The sequence below is a fragment of the Burkholderia cenocepacia genome, assembly GCF_014211915.1.
Classification (GTDB): domain Bacteria; phylum Pseudomonadota; class Gammaproteobacteria; order Burkholderiales; family Burkholderiaceae; genus Burkholderia; species Burkholderia orbicola.
This window is the reverse complement of sequence record NZ_CP060039.1, coordinates 3249341-3264833: the sequence shown is the minus strand read 5'-3', so window position 1 is coordinate 3264833 and position 15493 is coordinate 3249341. Positions and strand designations below refer to the sequence as shown.

The following is a 15493-nucleotide window of genomic DNA, read 5'->3' as shown; positions in this document are numbered from 1 at the left end:
CCGGAAATCAGCGCACCGGCCGCCGCGCACGCGCGGCATCCAGATCCTCGCACAGCGCGGCCGCACCCTGCGCGATGCGCGGCGATGGCCGCGTCAGCAGATCGCCGTCGATCGCGAACAGGTTGTTGCGTGCCACGGCCGTCAGCGCGGGCCATGCACGCCAGCGCGCGAGGCTCGGCAGCGGTTCGTTCGAACGGGTCGCGCCGGCACTCGTCGTCACGATCGCTTCCGGATTCGCCGCGAGCACGGCCTCGTCGGTCACGGTCGGCGCGAGCGGCTTGAGCGATGCGAATACGTTGCGGCCGCCGCAGAGTTCGAACACTTCGTTGATCAGATGCGTGCCGTTGAGCGTCGTCAGCGGGCGGTCCCACACCTGGAAGAACATCGTGACCGGCGGGCGTGCCGCGTAGCGTGCGCGCAGTGTCGCGATGTCTCGGGTAAAGGCGGCCGCGGCGGCATCGGCAGTCGGTTGCGTGCCGAGCAGCGTGCCGAGCCGGCGCAACGACGACGACACGTCGTCGAGATGCTTCGGTTCGCTGAAGAACAGCGGAATGTGCAGCGCGCGCAGCGCGTCGGTCTGCCGCTCGGCGTTGCCGTGCCGCCACACGACGATCAGGTCGGGCTTCAGCGCGGCGATGCGTTCGAGATCGAGCGCCTTGTTGTCGCCGACGCGTGGCACCGCTTGCGCGGCGGCCGGATAGTCGCTGTACGTGACGGTGCCGACGAGCTTCGTGCCGCCGCCGGCCGCATAGACGAGCTCGGTCGCGTGCGGCGCGAGGCTGATTACGCGCTGGGCAGGCGCGGGTAACGTGACCGTGTTGCCGGCGTCGTCGCGGGTCGTGACGTCGGCGTGGACGAGCGGTGCGTGAGCGAGCGCGGCCAGCAGCGCGGCCGGCGCGAGCCGGCGGAACATGGGGGCGCTCATGCGGATGCCTTCAGCAGCGGCACGCAATGCGCGAGCGCGTCGCCGAGGCGCTGCCATTCGGCTTCGCTCGCCGGCAGGCCGATGCGTACGCTCGACGGTGTCGGGAAGTGCCGCGTCCAGATTCCGCGTGCCGCGAGCGCGGCATGCAGCGCCGCGGCGCGCGGGTCGTCACTCCAGCTGAAGAGCGGCGTCGCGCGAACCGCGAAGCCGTGCGCACGCAGCAGCGCGGCCAATCGTTCGCCGTCGGCCGCGAGCCGCTCACGGGCGGCAGCTTGCCATGCGCGATCGGCGAACGCCGCGGCGACCGCGTGGCGCGCGGGGCCGCCGACCGTCCACGCGCCGAGCGTGTCGCGCAGCGCGGCGATCAGCGCGGGATGCGTGAGCACGAAGCCCGCGCGAATGCCGGCAAGCCCGAAGAACTTGCCGACCGAGCGCAGCACGACGAGCCCCGGACGATCGACCCGCGGCGCGAGCGAGGGCGCGGCGCCCGTATCGGCGAACGCTTCGTCGACGATCAGCGTGCCGCCGCGTTCCGCCAGTTGCGCATGCCAGCCTAGCAGGCGCGCGGTCGGCACGCACTCGGCCGTCGGATTATTCGGATTCCCGACGATGATGTGGCGCAGCGTTGCGGGCAGCGTGTCGGCGTGGATATCGAGCGTGACGACGCGATGGCCGTGGCGCGCGAACGCGGGCGTGTATTCGCCGTACGCGAGCGCCGCGACGCCGGCGTCGCCGGCCGGCAGCAACGCGGGCAACGCGCGGATCGCGGCCTGGCTGCCGGCAACCGGCAGGACGTGCGCGGCATCGGGTGCGTGGTAGTACTGCGCGGCGCAGGCCGCGAGACCGTCGCCGTCGTCGGGCAGCCGGCGCCATGCGTCGGCCGGCACGGGCGGCACCGGGTAGCCGACCGGATTGATGCCGGTCGACAGGTCGAGCCACGCGTCGTACGGAATGCCGTGGCGGCGGGCGGCTTCATGCAGGTTGCCGCCGTGCGCGATGGATGAATCAGACATGATGGGTGGCCATGACGAGTGCGCCGCTCGCGACCAGCAGCGCGAGCCACAGCGCGAGCGTGCGCGTGACCAGCGACAGCGCGGCGACGATGTGAAGGGCGGTGGCCGTGGCCCCGGTGCCGAGCACCGGGCGATCCTCGATTTCGCCGTGATAGACGGCCGGGCCGCCGAGCTGCACGTTCAGGCTGCCGGCGCCCGCGGCCATCACGGGGCCCGCGTTCGGGCTGTCCCAGTGGCGCGCCTGCGTGCGCCAGCAGCGCCACGCGGCGGCCGTGTCGCCGAGCAGCGCGTAGCTCGCGGCGGTGAGCCGCGCGGGAATCCAGTTCAGCGCGTCGTCGATGCGCGCGGCGGCCCAGCCGAAAGTCAGGAAGCGCGGCGTGCGGTAGCCCCACATCGCGTCGAGCGTGTTCGCGAGCCGGAACAGCAGCGCGCCGGGGCCGCCCGCGACGACGAACCAGAAGAGTGCGCCGAAGATCGCGTCGTTGCCGTTCTCGAGTGCCGATTCGACGGCCGCGCGCGACAGCGCTCCTTCGTCGGCCTGGCTCGTGTCGCGCGAGACGATGCGCGCGGTCAGCGTGCGCGCCGCGTCGAGGTCGCGCCGCAGCAGCGCGGCGGCGATCGGCGCGACGTGGTCGGCGAGGCTCTTCGCGCCGAGCGCGAACCACAGCAGCGCGACGTGCAGCGCAGCGGCGAACGGCCAGGGCAGCACGGCGACGAGCCATGCCGCGACGGCCACCGGCGGCACGACCGCCGCGAGCCACGCGGCGACGCCGATCACGCGGCCGCGCCGGCCCGTGTTCAGCGCGGCTTCGATGCGCGCGGCCAAGCGACCGAACGCGACGAGCGGATGCCAGCCGGCCGGCTCGCCGATGGCGCGGTCGACGAGCGCGGCCGCGACCGCGAGCATCGCGACGACGGGCAGCGACAGCATCAGCATGACGGCGCGCCCGCCTTGAGGTCGAGCGGCAGCCCGGCGACCAGCAGCGTGACGCGCGTCGCGAGCGCGGCGACGCGCTGGTTCAGGCGCCCGAGCTCGTCGACGTAGCGGCGCGTGACCGACCCGAGCGGCACGACGCCGAGCCCGATCTCGTTGCTGACGACGATCACCTTGGCACGCGCGCCGCGCAGCGCATGTTCGAGCCGCTCGACCTGTACCGCGTACTGCGCATCGTCGAGCGGTTCGCCGTCGGCGGGGCACAGCAGGTTGGTGAGCCACAGCGTCAGGCAGTCGACGAGCAGGCACGCGTGCGAATCGTCGAGCCGCGCGAGCGTGCCCGGGAGATCGACGGGCGCGTCGGCGAAGCCCCAGTCGGCCGGCCGGCGCGCGCGGTGATGCGCGATGCGCTGCGCGAATTCGGCATCGGCGGCGGTCGCGGTCGCGATGTAGGTGACGGGGCGGCCGCTGTCGGCGGCGAGCCGCTCGGCATGCGCGCTCTTGCCCGAGCGCGCGCCGCCGAGGACGAAGGTGAGGTCGTGCGGAATCATCGCGTGATTGTAACGGCGCGGGCGGGCCGCCGCGGGCGATAATGCCGCCTTTGCTTCGCGACACCTTTCACACGATGAATGCACCCGAGCCGCGGCCGCGCGGCACGCTGATGATCCAGGGCACGACGTCCGACGCGGGCAAGAGCACGCTCGTCGCGGGCCTGTGCCGCCTCGCGCGCCGCAGCGGCGCGCGCGTGGCGCCGTTCAAGCCGCAGAACATGGCGCTCAACAGCGCGGTGACGGTAGACGGCGGCGAGATCGGCCGCGCGCAGGCGTTGCAGGCGCTGGCCGCGGGCGTCGCGCCGCATACGGATTTCAATCCGGTGCTGCTGAAGCCGACGAGCGACCGCGGCGCGCAGGTAATCATTCACGGCAAGGCCCGCATGAACCTCGATGCGCGCGCGTATCACGACTACAAGCCGGTCGCGTTCGATGCGGTGCTCGAGTCGTATGCGCGCCTGCGCGCCGGGTACGACACGGTGATCGTCGAAGGCGCCGGCAGCCCGGCCGAGATCAACCTGCGCGAAGGCGACATCGCGAACATGGGCTTTGCCGAGCGCGTCGACTGCCCGGTCGTGCTCGTCGCCGACATCGATCGCGGCGGCGTGTTCGCGCATCTGGTCGGCACGCTCGCGTGCCTGTCGGACAGCGAGCGCGCGCGCGTGCGCGGCTTCGTGATCAACCGCTTTCGCGGCGACCTCAAGCTGCTCGAACCGGGGCTCGACTGGCTGCGCGCGCAGACGGGCAAGCCGGTGTTCGGCGTGCTGCCGTATCTGCACGGGCTGCTGCTCGACGCGGAGGACATGCTGCCCGCGCAGGCGCGCAGCGCCGCCGCCCGGAGCGACGCCGGCATGCTGCGCGTCGTCGTGCCCGCGCTGCCGCGCATCAGCAACCACACCGATTTCGATCCGCTGCGCGCGCATCCGCAGATCGAATTCACGTACTGGAAGAGCGGCCCCGTACCCGACGCCGATCTGCTGATCCTGCCCGGTTCGAAGAGCGTGCAGCGCGACCTCGCGTGGTTGCGCGACGCGGGCTGGGACGCGCTGATCCGGCGCCATCTGCGCTACGGCGGCAAGGTGATCGGCATCTGCGGCGGCATGCAGATGCTCGGCCGCACGCTCGACGATCCGCTCGGCCTCGAAGGCGCGCCCGGCAGCGTGCCGGGGCTCGGGCTGCTCGATTTCGACACGACGCTGCAACCCGACAAGACGCTGAAGAACGTGACCGGGCAACTCGCGCTGCCGTGCGCGGCCGCCGTGCGCGGCTACGAGATCCACATGGGCGACACGCGCGGGCCGGCGCTCGAGACGCCCGCGCTGATGCTGGCCGCCGATGCCGGGCGGGAGGGCGTGCGGGAGGGCATGCGTCCCGACGGTGCGCTGTCGGCCGACGGCCAGATCCTCGCGACCTACGTGCACGGGTTGTTCGACGCACCCGACGCCTGCGCGGCGCTGCTCGCGTGGGCGGGGCTCGACGGCGCGGCCCGCATCGACTACCCGGCGCTGCGCGAGGCTTCGCTGGAACGGCTGGCCGACATGTTCGCCGCGCACCTCGACCTCGACGCGCTGTACGCCGAGTTTCGTTGAGGCCGGCCCTCGCTTTTTCCGCCCGATCGCGTACAACAGAGGAGGGCGGAGGTCCGCCCGAAGGAGGGCGACGATGAGGGCTCGACGGTGGTGGGGCGTCCTGCTCGCGGTGCTGCTGGGCGTGTCGGCGGTGGCGCATGCGTGCGATTCGTATGCGCCGGGCGGCGGCCGGTCCGGCGGCGACGCCACGCAAGGCAAGAGCGGTTACTGAGCGGGATGCGGGTGCGGGGCATGATCGGTCATGCCCTTTTTTGTGTCGATTCGTTCCTTGATGGAATCAATTTAAGCGGTATGGCGTGTTTATCGGCCGAATCGATTCGAATAGAGTGCGATCCACTCCCATCCACTCACGAAGGACTCCGTCATGAACGCCAACCGCCTGAACGATTTCGCCGCGACGCTGCTGCGCGTCGCCCTCGGCGTGCTGTACCTCGCACACGTCGCACAGAAGGTCTTTGTTTTCACGCTGCCCGGCACCGCGCAGTTCTTCGCGTCGATCGGCCTGCCGGGCTGGCTCGCTTACCTGACCACGTTCGTCGAACTGGCGGGCGGCCTGGCGCTGCTCGCGGGGTTCCGCGTGCGGATCGCCGCGCTGGTGCTGCTGCCGTTCATGCTCGGCGCGGTTGTCGCGCATCTGCCGAACGGCTGGAGCTTCGCGTCGCCGCACGGCGGCTGGGAATATCCGGCGTTCTGGGCCGTCACGCTGGCCGTGCAGGCCCTGCTGGGCGGCGGCGCGTTCGCGCTCGGCGCGCGGGAGGCCGCGCTCCAGCGCGCATGACGTGAAGGAAAGCCGACGAAACCGGCACGCGGTTCGGCGTGACCGGTTCCGGTGACCCCCCGTTTGCCGATATCATCGCTCCCTGTATCCGCAATCGAGCGGCGCCTGCCATGCGGCCGGCGCCGCGCGGCTTTTTCGGGGGAATTCATGACGGTCATCGTGGTGGCGAATCCGAAGGGCGGCGTGGGGAAGAGCACGCTGTCCACCAATCTAGCCGGCTATTTCGCGGCGCAGGGCGCGTGGGTCGCACTGGCCGACCTGGACCGGCAGCAGTCCGCGCATGCGTGGCTCGACCTGCGGCCGGCCGGCTTGCCGGCGATCGAGGCGTGGGAGCTCGATCCGGAGGCGCCGTCGAAGCCGCCGCGCGGGCTGGAATATGCGGTGATCGATACGCCGGCCGGCCTGCACGGCACGCGGCTCAACGTCGCGCTGCAACTGGCCGACAAGGTGATCGTGCCGCTGCAGCCGTCGATGTTCGATATTCTCGCGACCCAGCAGTTTCTGGAGCGCCTCGCCACTGAGAAGGCCGTGCGCAAGGGCAGCGTCGAGGTCGGGATCGTCGGGATGCGGGTCGACGCGCGCACACGCTCGTCCGACCAGCTGCACCGGTTCGTCGAGGGGCTCGGCCTGCCGGTGCTCGGCTACGTGCGCGACACGCAGAACTACGTGCAGATCGCCGCGCACGGCCTGACGCTGTGGGACGTCGCGAAAAGCCGGGTCGAGAAGGATCTCGAGCAGTGGCGGCCGATCGTCGAATGGGCCGAGCGCCGCGTGCCGAAGGCCGAGAAGGCCGCCAAGGCTTCCTGAGCGCCGGCCATCCGGCCGTCTTGCCGGCGCGACACCCAATGAGAAAGGGCCGGATACCGTGGCGTACGGTGTCCGGCCCTTCGGCGGCCAGCGGCGCCGCGCGGGTGGCACGCGCCACGTCGCGCGGGCGTGCCGCTCGGCCTACGTCCAGTTCTGTGTCGGCACGTGATCGCGGTGGCCCTTGATCTTGTTGCCGTCGTCGATGAACACCAGCTTCGGCTTCCAGCCGGCCTGCAGTTCGGCTTCGTCGACCATCGCGAACGCCGCGATGATCACGAGGTCGCCGAGCTGCGCGCGGCGCGCGGCCGAGCCGTTCAGCGAGATCATCCCGCTGCCGCGCTCGCCCTTGATCGCGTACGTCGAGAAGCGCTCGCCGTTGTTGATGTTCCAGATGTCGATCCGTTCGTTCTCGATCAGGCCCGCCGCTTCGAGCAGGTCTTCGTCGATCGCGCACGAACCTTCGTAGTGCAGTTCGCAGTGCGTGACCGCCGCACGGTGGATCTTCGATTTGAGCATGTGGCGCTGCATGGTGTCTCCGTGATGCGTCGTGAGGGGCGCGGGCGGGCCGCCCGTCAGATTTCCAGGTTGTCGATGAGGCGCGTCGCGCCGAGCTTCGCGGCCGCGAGCACGACGAGCGGCTCGCCGGCCTCGAGTTCGGCGGCGCTCGGCGCGATCAGATTCGCGCGGCGGCGGATCGCGATGTAGTCGGGCACCCAGCCGCGTTCGGCCAGGTGCGTATGCGCCTGCTGCTCGAGCTTGCCGAGGTCGCGTTCGCCGCCGAGCACGCTGTCGCGCACGCGCTGCAGCGTTTTCGCCAGTTCCGGCGCTTCCTTGCGTTCGTCGGCCGTCAGGTAGCGGTTGCGCGACGACAGCGCGAGGCCGTCCTCGTCGCGCACGGTCTCGGCCGCGATGATCTCGACCGGCAGCGCGAGCTGCTGGCACATCCGGCGCACGATCATCAGCTGCTGGTAATCCTTCTTGCCGAACACGGCGACGCGCGGCTGCACGCAGGACATCAGCTTCGTGACGACCGTGCACACGCCGGCGAAGAAGCCGGGCCGGAACTCGCCTTCGAGAATCCCGCCGAGATCGTCCGGCGGCAGCACGCGGTACTCCTGCGGCTCAGGGTACATGTCGCGCTCGGTCGGCGCGAACAGCACGTATACGTTGTCCTGCTGCAGCTTCTCGATATCGTCCTGGAGCGTGCGCGGGTACTTGTCGAAATCCTCGTTCGGGCCGAATTGCAGCCGGTTGACGAAGATGCTCGCCACGACCGGGTCGCCGTGCTGGCGCGCGAGGCGCATCAGCGACAGGTGCCCTTCGTGCAGGTTGCCCATCGTCGGCACGAACGCCGTGCGGTTCTGTCCGCGCAGCTGGTCGCGCAGTTCCTGGATCGAGCTGATGACTTTCATGATCGGGTAGCGGGTTCCTCGCGCAGGCGCGCGTTGACGCCGCGACAGCGGCGTCGGGGTCGAAGCGGAGAACGCCGGCGCGCGGGCGGCGCATCGGGCGTCGGCGGATTGTAGAGGATTTGGCCGCGCGACGCATCGATAAAAGAACGATCGTTCACTTTATAGTGGGGCGTGCCGGACACCCGCCGGACGGCCGTCCGCCGCGGCGAAGCCGCGAGCGTCGGGATGAACCGGGGAGCGGGGAAACGGCTGAGGGAAGACCTTACGCGGGCAGGTACGCGAGGCGCACGTAGATCGGCGCGAACGGCTCGGCCTGCGTGATTTCGAGCAGCGATTCGCGCGCGAGTTCGAGCATCGCGATGAAATTCACGACGACGACCGGCACGCCGCGCGACGTGTCGAACAGGTCGGCGAACTCCATGAAGCGCGCGTTCTGCAGCCGGCGCAGGATCAGGCTCATGTGTTCGCGCACCGACAGCTCCTCGCGGGAGATCTTGTGGTGCTGCACGAGCTTCGCGCGCTTGAGCACGTCGGCCCACGCGGCGCGCAGGTCGTCCGAATTCACGTCGGGAAAGCGCGGCGTGACGCTTTGCTCGATGTACACCTCGGCGCGCAGGAAATCGCGGCCGAGCTGCGGCAACTGGTCGAGCCGCTGCGCGGCGAGCTTCATCTGCTCGTACTCGAGCAGCCGGCGCACGAGTTCGGCGCGCGGGTCCTCGGCTTCCTCGCCGGTGTCGGCCTTCTTGACCGGCAGCAGCATCCGCGACTTGATCTCGATCAGCATCGCGGCCATCAGCAGGTACTCGGCCGCGAGCTCGAGGTTCGACGCGCGGATCTGGTCGACGTAGCCCAGATATTGCGCGGTGACCTGCGCCATCGGGATGTCGAGTACGTTGAAGTTCTGCTTGCGGATCAGGTACAGCAGCAGGTCGAGCGGGCCTTCGAACGTTTCGAGGAACACCTCGAGCGCGTCGGGCGGGATGTAGAGATCCTGCGGCAGCTTGAACAGCGGCTCGCCGTACAGGCGAGCGAACGCCGCGACACCGTCGACCGTGTCGGGCGTCGAATCGGCGCCCGCGGGCGCGGCGATCGCGTCGTCCTGCCGGGCGGCGCTGGCCTCGTCGGCGGCGCTCACGTCGTCAGAAGTTCTGGTAGTAGACGTACGACGTTTGCTTCACGCGCGATTCCTGCTGCTCGGCGCGCTCTTCGAGATCGATCGGCTGCTTGTCCCACAGCAGGGAACGGCCCTTGCGCTGCTCTTCCTCGAGCGTCGGCTTCTGCTGCTTGAGCTGGTTCAGGAACTGCGTGACGTCGGACTGGTACGGCATGGCTGGATCTTCCGTTTCGGGCGGCGCACGGTGCGCCGGATTCGCGATGGCGGGATTTTACCGCATCGCGGGGAACAGCCGGCGCCAATCGCGCGTCGAATCCGCGGGCCGGTACCGGCGGACACCGTGCGGCGGCCCTTCCGGCGCCTTGGCACTCTTTCACAATCGTTTGGCTGTGACGCCGGCACCCTGTGGTCAAATACAGGGTTTTCCACGAAACCGTAACCATCCAGGACGGCGAGGTCATATTTGGCGGGGCAGTCGAACCAGCAAGCACACACGGCGCATCACGCGGGCCCGCGCGCGGCACGCGATCGCGCCGGCGCCGCGGCCCGCGTCGCGCGGGCGGCCCTCGCGGGTTGCCTGGCCGCGTGCTTCGCGCTGCCGGCCCACGCGAAGTACGACGTCGACATCGACGCGCCGCGCTCGATCCGCAAGCTCCTGAAGACCCATCTCGATATTGCCCGCTTCGCGAAGCGCGACGACATCAGCGACGACCAGTTCGACTTCCTCGTGACCGCCACGCCGCAGCAGGTGCGCGACCTGACCGCGACGGCCGGCTATTTCTCGCCGGTCGTGCGCACCGACGTGCGCACCCGCGACGGCAAGCGCGACGTGCGTATCGCGGTCGATCCGGGCAAGCAGACCGTCGTGTCGACGGTCGACCTGACGTTCAAGGGGCCGGTCGAGACCGAGGACCCGAAGCAGGAAACCGCGACCCGCTTCGCGTTCTCGATGAAGCCGGGCGATCCGTTCACGCAATCCGACTGGGACGACGCGAAGGGCGCGGCGCTCCGGCAACTGCAGTCGCGCCGCTATCTCGGCGCGAAGATCGTGTCGTCCGAGGCGCGCATCGATCCGCGCACGCAGCGTGCGACGCTCGCGGTCGCGTTCGACAGCGGCCCGACGTTCACGATCGGCAAGGTTGATGTCGACGGCGTGCGCCGTTATCCGGAAAAGATCGTCACGAACGTCAATCCGCTGTCGGAAGGCGAGATCTACGACGTGCAGCGGATCGCCGAATTGCAGCGTCAGTTGCAGAACACGCCGTACTACGCGAGCGTCGCGATCGACGTCGGCGACGATACGTCGAAGCCCGAGCGCACGCCCGTGCACGTGAAGGTCAGCGAGTTTCCGTACAACAACATCCGCGGCGGCGTCGGCTTCGCCACCGATACCGGGCCGCACGTGCAGGGTTCCTATACGTATCTCGACACGTTCGGCGCCGCGTGGCCGCTGACGGTGTCGGGCCGGCTCGACCAGATCCAGCAGTACGGGCAGGTCCAGCTGTCGATGCCGCCGGGCGAGAAGGGCTGGACCAACAGCGTGCTCGCGTCGTACACGAACACCAACGTGTCGGACACGCGCATCTACAGCGCGCGGGTCGGCGTGCAGCGCACGCGCACCGGCCAGTTCATCGACTATGCGTATTCGCTGATGTACTACCAGGATCGGCTCGACCAGAACGGCGCGGGGCCGACCACGAGCCGCGCGCTGGTGCCGCAGTGGGCGTGGACCCGCCGCAACGTCGACGATCCGCTGTTCCCGCGCTCGGGCAACCTGATTCACGCGGAGGCCGGCTTCGCGGTCAAGCACGTGCTGGCCGACGAGAGCTTCATTCGCGGCTACGCGCGCGGGCAGCAGTATTTGCCGATCGGCAAGCGCGACCTGTTCGTGTTCCGCGCGGAACTCGGCGGCGTGTTCACGAGCGGTAGCTCGACCGGCGTGCCGGCGTCACTGCTGTTCCGCGCCGGCGGCTCGAACTCGGTGCGCGGCTACGGCTACCAGAGCATCGGCAACAGCGTCGACGGCTCCGTTTTGCCGACCAAGTACCTGATGACGGGGACGGCCGAATACCAGCACTGGTTCAACCGCGACTGGGGCGCCGCGACGTTCTTCGACATCGGCACCGCGACCGATGCGTGGGGCGAGCGCGTGTTTTACCCGGGCGTGGGCGTCGGTGCGCGCTGGCGCAGCCCGGTCGGCCCGATCAACGTCGACGTCGCGTACGGCTTGCGCAACCACAGCGTGCGCCCGTACCTGACGCTCGGCATCGCTTTCTGAACCCGCCGTCCTATTGACGACGACCCGCACGACGAACCGCATGACGAAGGACCCGAACGACACGCCGCCGCCTCACGATCCGGATTCGCCCGACGGCGCACCCGACACGCCGCCGCGCGCGCCGCGTCGCGGCCGCGCGTGGCGTGTCATTGCGTGGACGCTCGCGACGGTCGTGCTGCTCGTCGTGCTGGCGGCGGCGCTCGTGCTGGGCGCGGTGACGACCGAGCGCGGGACGCGGCTCGCGTGGCAGGTGGCCGGCAAGGTGCTCGGCACGCGGCTCGCGGGCACGCTCGAAGGCGGTTCGCTCGCGACCGGCGTGCGCTTGCGCGGGTTCGCATGGACGAGCCCCGACGGCACCGGCACCGAGGTGCGCATCGACCGGCTCGACGGCCGCTGGGCATTGACCCGCGCGCCGTGGCGGCTGTCCATCGCCTATCTGCGCGCGGGCACGATCGACGTGCGGATCGCGCCGGGGCCGTCGACGCCGAGTACGACGCCGCAGGACCTGAGCCTGCCGCTGCAGGTGCGGATCGACGACCTGCGCGTCGATCGCCTCGCCATTCACGAAGGCACGTCGACGACGCAGCTCGACCATCTCGCGCTGAACGGCCGCAGCGACGGCCGTCACCATGAACTCGTGCTCGACGGCGTCGATACGCCGTACGGCGCGCTGACCGCGCGCGCGAAGCTCGACGGCGTGAAGCCGTTCGCGCTGACCGGTGAAGCGACCTACGCGGGCAAGCTGTCGGACGAGCCGGTCGACGCGCGGGCCCGCGTGTCGGGCTCGCTCGAGGCGCTCGTCGCCGACGTCGACGCGAGCGGGATGAAGCTGAACGGGCGCGCACACGTCGAGGCCGCGCCGTTCGGCACGGTGCCGCTCACGCGCGCGTCGCTCGCGTTCGACCACGTGAACCCGCAAGCGTTGTCGCCCGGCGCGCCCGCGGCCGACCTGGCGGTGCGCGCGGAACTCGCACCGGTGAGCGCGCCGGCAGGCTCGGCGCCCGCGAAGGGTTTCGCGGTGACGGGCCCGGTATCGATCGTCAACGCGAAGCCGGGCACGCTCGGCGACCATCTGCTGCCGGTGATCGACGCGCATGCGACCGTGCATCTCGATGCGCACGCGCAACGGATCGACGGCCTCGCGCTGAAGCTGATCCGCGACGGCAGCGTGACCGGCGGCGGCACGCTCACGGGCGGCAAGGGCCGCTTCGACCTGAAGGTCGCGAACCTCGACCTGAACGCGTTCGTCGCCGAGCTGCGGCCGATGCGCCTCGGCGGCCCGCTCGGCGTGACGCTCGCCGGCGACGTGACGACCGTCGATTTCAACCTGAACGATCCGAAGCTCGCGCTCGGCGCACGCGCCAAGGTCGCGCTCACGCAGCAGCAGACCGTGCTGAGCGACACGCGCGTGACGGCCGGCAAGGGGCGCATCGACCTGACGGGCGTGTTCCGCCACGACGCGCATTCGAGCTACGACGCGAAGGCGACGCTCACCGCGTTCGATCCGCTGCTGCTCGCCGCGATGAGCGCGCCGAAGGCGGGCGGCGGCAAGGCGCCCGCGACGGCCGCCAAGGCCCCGGCCAAGCGCGGCGAGACACGCGTATCGGGCACGTTGACCGCGTCGGGCGCGTTCGCGCCGCAGGTGTCGACGAAGGCGACCTTCAAGCTCGCCGACAGCCTGTACGACGGCGTGCCGCTGACCGGCGCCGGCGTCGTGCAGCTCGCCGGCTCGCGAATCCTGCCGAGCAACGCGAACCTGTCGATCGCCGGCAACCACGTCGACCTGCGCGGCAGCTTCGGCGCGCCCGGCGACCGGCTGCGCTTCGTCGTCGACGCGCCGCAGCTCGACCGGCTCGGCTTCGGCGTCCAGGGGCTCGTGCAGGCGCAAGGCGACCTGACCGGCAGCTTCGCGCATCCGAACGTGACGGCGACCTACAAGGCCGAGCACGTCGTCGTCGGGTCGAACCGGATCGGCACCGCCCAGGGCCGCGCGGACATCCGCGATGGCGCGCACGGCGCGCTCGTGTTCACGGCCGACGCGTCCGACATCGCGCTCGGTTCGTTCCAGCTGAAATCGTTGCGCGCGAACCTCGACGGCACGCGCGCGAAGCACACGCTCGACGCGTCGGCGCTCGGAGTGGCCGGCGGCCGCGTGATCGACCTGACGCTCGCGGCGAACGGTGGCGTGGTCGAGAACCGCGACGGCATGCGCTGGGACGGCACCGTCACGCGGCTCGCGAATCGCGGCACGCCGGCGCTCGCGCTGCAGGCGCCGCTGACCATATCGGCCGGCGCCGGCCGCGTGACGCTCGGCGCGACGCGGCTCACGCTCGAAGGCGCGGCGATCGACCTGAAATCGTTCGTGTTCGACCGCGGCCAGATGCGCTCGGCGGGCGCCGTGACCGGCGCGTCGGTCGCGCGTTTCCTCGAGGTTCGCCAGGCGCTGACCGGCCAGCGGCCGCCGGTGCGGACCGACGTCATGCTCGATGCCGACTGGGATTTCGCACTCGGCGCGAACGCGACGGGCTACGTGCAGGTGAAGCGACGCGGCGGCGACGTGACGATCGAGACCGGGCGCGGTATCGCATCGCTCGGCCTGACCGACCTGTCCGCCCGCGCGAGCTTCGCGCCCGGCAACCGGCTCAACGTGACGGCGCTCGCGAAGGCGAGCCGGATCGGCACGCTCGACGCGAACGTCACGGTGCCGTTCGCGCTGCGCGACGGCGTGTTCGGCATGGTCGACGACGGTCCGCTGGCGGGCCGCATCGACGCCGACATTCCGGCGCTGAAGACCACCGGCAACCTGTTCGGGCCGAGCTACCTGCTCGGCGGGCGCGCGGCGCTGAAGCTCACGGTCTCCGGCACGCCGGTGAAACCGAACCTGTCGGGGACGCTGACGGGCGACGAGCTTTCCGCGACGCTGATCGACCAGGGCGTGCAGTTGAAGGACGGCATCGTGCGCGTGAAGCTGTCGGACAACCTCGTCGAATTCCAGCAGGTCGAATTTCACGGCGGCGACGGCACGCTGCGCGCGCTCGGCCGCGTGCGGCTCGACGGCGAGGCGCCGGACCTGACCGCCAGCATCGTCGCGGACAAGCTCGAACTGTTCGCGGCGCCGGACCGCAAGCTGTCGCTGTCGGGCAAGGCCACCGTCGCGAACGACGGGCCGCGCGGCGCGCTGTCGATCGACGGCAAGTTCGTGGTCGACCGCGCGCTGTTCGACCTGCCCGAGCAATCGGCGCCGCACCTGTCCGACGACGTCGTGATCGTGCAGCCGGACGGCACGGTGCGCGGCGAGACGCCCACCGGCACCGCGGCCGCGAAGCCGAAGCCGGTTGAAAACAAGCCGGCGCCGTCGCTGGCGCCGCGCGCGAACATCGACGTCGGGCTCGGCAACAACTTCCGCTTCAAGGGCCACGGCGCGGATCTCGGGCTGCGCGGCACGATCACCGTGATGAGCGCGCCGGGCGTGCCGCTGCGCGCGGTCGGCAACGTGCGCGTGACCGAAGGCTCGACGTACACGACGTTCGGCCGCAAGCTCGCGATCGAGAACGGCTTCTTCACGTTCAACGGCCCCGTGTCGAACCCGGGCGTCAACATCCTTGCGATGCGGCGCAACCAGGAGGTCGAGGCCGGCGTGCAGGTGACGGGCACGATCCAGTCGCTGACGGTCAAGCTCGTGTCGGAGCCGAACGTCACGGACAACGAAAAGCTGTCGTGGCTGTTGTTCGGGCACGGCACCGACCAGGGCAACAACGTCGGCCAGCAGGGGGCGATGACGGCGGCGCTCGGGCTGCTCGGCAGCGTGACCGGCAAGCGGGTCGCGCAGACCTTCGGTCTCGACGAGGTGTCGGTCGGCCGCAGCGAGGTCGGCCTGACCGATCCGCAGGTCGTGCTGGTGTCGAAGGCGATCAACGAGCGGTTCGTGCTCGGCTTCGAGCAGGGGCTGCAATCGGCGGCCAACGCGTTCAAGGCGACGATCAACCTGACGCGCTTCTGGTCGGTGTCCGCGTACGGCGGCACGTTCCAGGGCGTCGACCTGAACTACACGCGGCGGTTCGACCGTTGGTTCGGGCAGCGCTGACGAAGGGC

General features: G+C 70.4%; 14 protein-coding genes. 6 read left to right on the top strand and 8 right to left on the bottom strand.

Annotated elements, in window-relative coordinates; genetic code table 11:
- Positions 1–7 precede the first annotated feature (7 nt).
- The 4 genes from SY91_RS15415 to cobU are packed head-to-tail and all read right to left on the bottom strand — an operon-like array spanning position 8 to position 3423.
- A complete protein-coding gene (locus SY91_RS15415; RefSeq protein WP_034174443.1) occupies positions 8–925 on the bottom strand; it encodes a cobalamin-binding protein in 918 nt (305 codons plus the stop codon).
- Complete coding sequence (gene cobD, locus SY91_RS15410) at positions 922–1938, bottom strand: threonine-phosphate decarboxylase CobD (protein WP_023477169.1); 1017 nt, start codon at positions 1936–1938, stop codon at positions 922–924. The genes SY91_RS15415 and cobD overlap by 4 nt, the downstream gene beginning before the upstream one ends.
- The gene (cbiB, locus tag SY91_RS15405) at positions 1931–2875 is read right to left on the bottom strand and encodes an adenosylcobinamide-phosphate synthase CbiB (RefSeq protein ID WP_105797908.1); all 945 of its coding nucleotides are present in this window, start codon (positions 2873–2875) and stop codon (positions 1931–1933) included. Before cbiB ends, cobD begins: the two co-directional genes overlap by 8 nt.
- The gene (gene cobU / locus SY91_RS15400; protein WP_034174444.1) at positions 2869–3423 is read right to left on the bottom strand and encodes a bifunctional adenosylcobinamide kinase/adenosylcobinamide-phosphate guanylyltransferase; all 555 of its coding nucleotides are present in this window, start codon (positions 3421–3423) and stop codon (positions 2869–2871) included. The genes cbiB and cobU overlap by 7 nt, the downstream gene beginning before the upstream one ends.
- Positions 3424–3497: 74 nt before the next feature.
- Here cobU and SY91_RS15395 point away from each other — a divergent pair, with 74 nt between their 5' ends.
- From SY91_RS15395 to SY91_RS15380, 4 genes are all read left to right on the top strand, one after another.
- Complete coding sequence (locus tag SY91_RS15395) at positions 3498–5012, top strand: cobyric acid synthase (RefSeq protein WP_043888670.1); 1515 nt, start codon at positions 3498–3500, stop codon at positions 5010–5012.
- Positions 5013–5085: 73 nt separating this feature from the next.
- Positions 5086–5223, top strand: a complete 138-nt coding sequence (locus SY91_RS15390; RefSeq protein ID WP_023478055.1) for a hypothetical protein — start codon at positions 5086–5088, stop codon at positions 5221–5223.
- Between the two features lie 153 nt (positions 5224–5376).
- Positions 5377–5790 (top strand): DoxX family protein, encoded by a 414-nt coding sequence (locus tag SY91_RS15385; protein WP_023478054.1) that lies wholly within the window; start codon positions 5377–5379, stop codon positions 5788–5790.
- A gap of 147 nt (positions 5791–5937) precedes the next feature.
- Entirely contained in the window at positions 5938–6597 is a 660-nt protein-coding gene (locus tag SY91_RS15380; RefSeq protein ID WP_023478053.1) for a ParA family protein, read from the top strand.
- A 141-nt stretch (positions 6598–6738) separates the two neighbouring features.
- On the opposite strand, the gene panD is transcribed toward SY91_RS15380, so the two are convergent.
- The 4 genes from panD to SY91_RS15360 form a co-directional block, all read right to left on the bottom strand.
- Positions 6739–7125, bottom strand: a complete 387-nt coding sequence (gene panD, locus SY91_RS15375; protein ID WP_011545962.1) for an aspartate 1-decarboxylase — start codon at positions 7123–7125, stop codon at positions 6739–6741.
- Between the two features lie 44 nt (positions 7126–7169).
- Positions 7170–8009 (bottom strand): pantoate--beta-alanine ligase, encoded by an 840-nt coding sequence (panC, locus tag SY91_RS15370; protein ID WP_023478052.1) that lies wholly within the window; start codon positions 8007–8009, stop codon positions 7170–7172.
- A 262-nt stretch (positions 8010–8271) separates the two neighbouring features.
- Positions 8272–9144, bottom strand: a complete 873-nt coding sequence (locus SY91_RS15365; protein ID WP_006478106.1) for a segregation and condensation protein A — start codon at positions 9142–9144, stop codon at positions 8272–8274.
- A 4-nt stretch (positions 9145–9148) separates the two neighbouring features.
- Entirely contained in the window at positions 9149–9337 is a 189-nt protein-coding gene (locus SY91_RS15360) for a DUF3460 family protein (RefSeq protein ID WP_006478107.1), read from the bottom strand.
- 249 nt (positions 9338–9586) lie between these two features.
- Between SY91_RS15360 and SY91_RS15355 the strand changes: the two genes are divergently transcribed.
- Complete coding sequence (locus SY91_RS15355) at positions 9587–11401, top strand: autotransporter assembly complex protein TamA (RefSeq protein ID WP_069233000.1); 1815 nt, start codon at positions 9587–9589, stop codon at positions 11399–11401.
- A 40-nt stretch (positions 11402–11441) separates the two neighbouring features.
- Positions 11442–15485 carry a translocation/assembly module TamB domain-containing protein gene (locus SY91_RS15350; protein WP_023477948.1) on the top strand — a complete coding sequence of 1348 codons (4044 nt, stop codon included), beginning with the start codon at positions 11442–11444 and terminating at the stop codon, positions 15483–15485.
- The last annotated feature ends 8 nt before the right edge of the window (positions 15486–15493 follow it).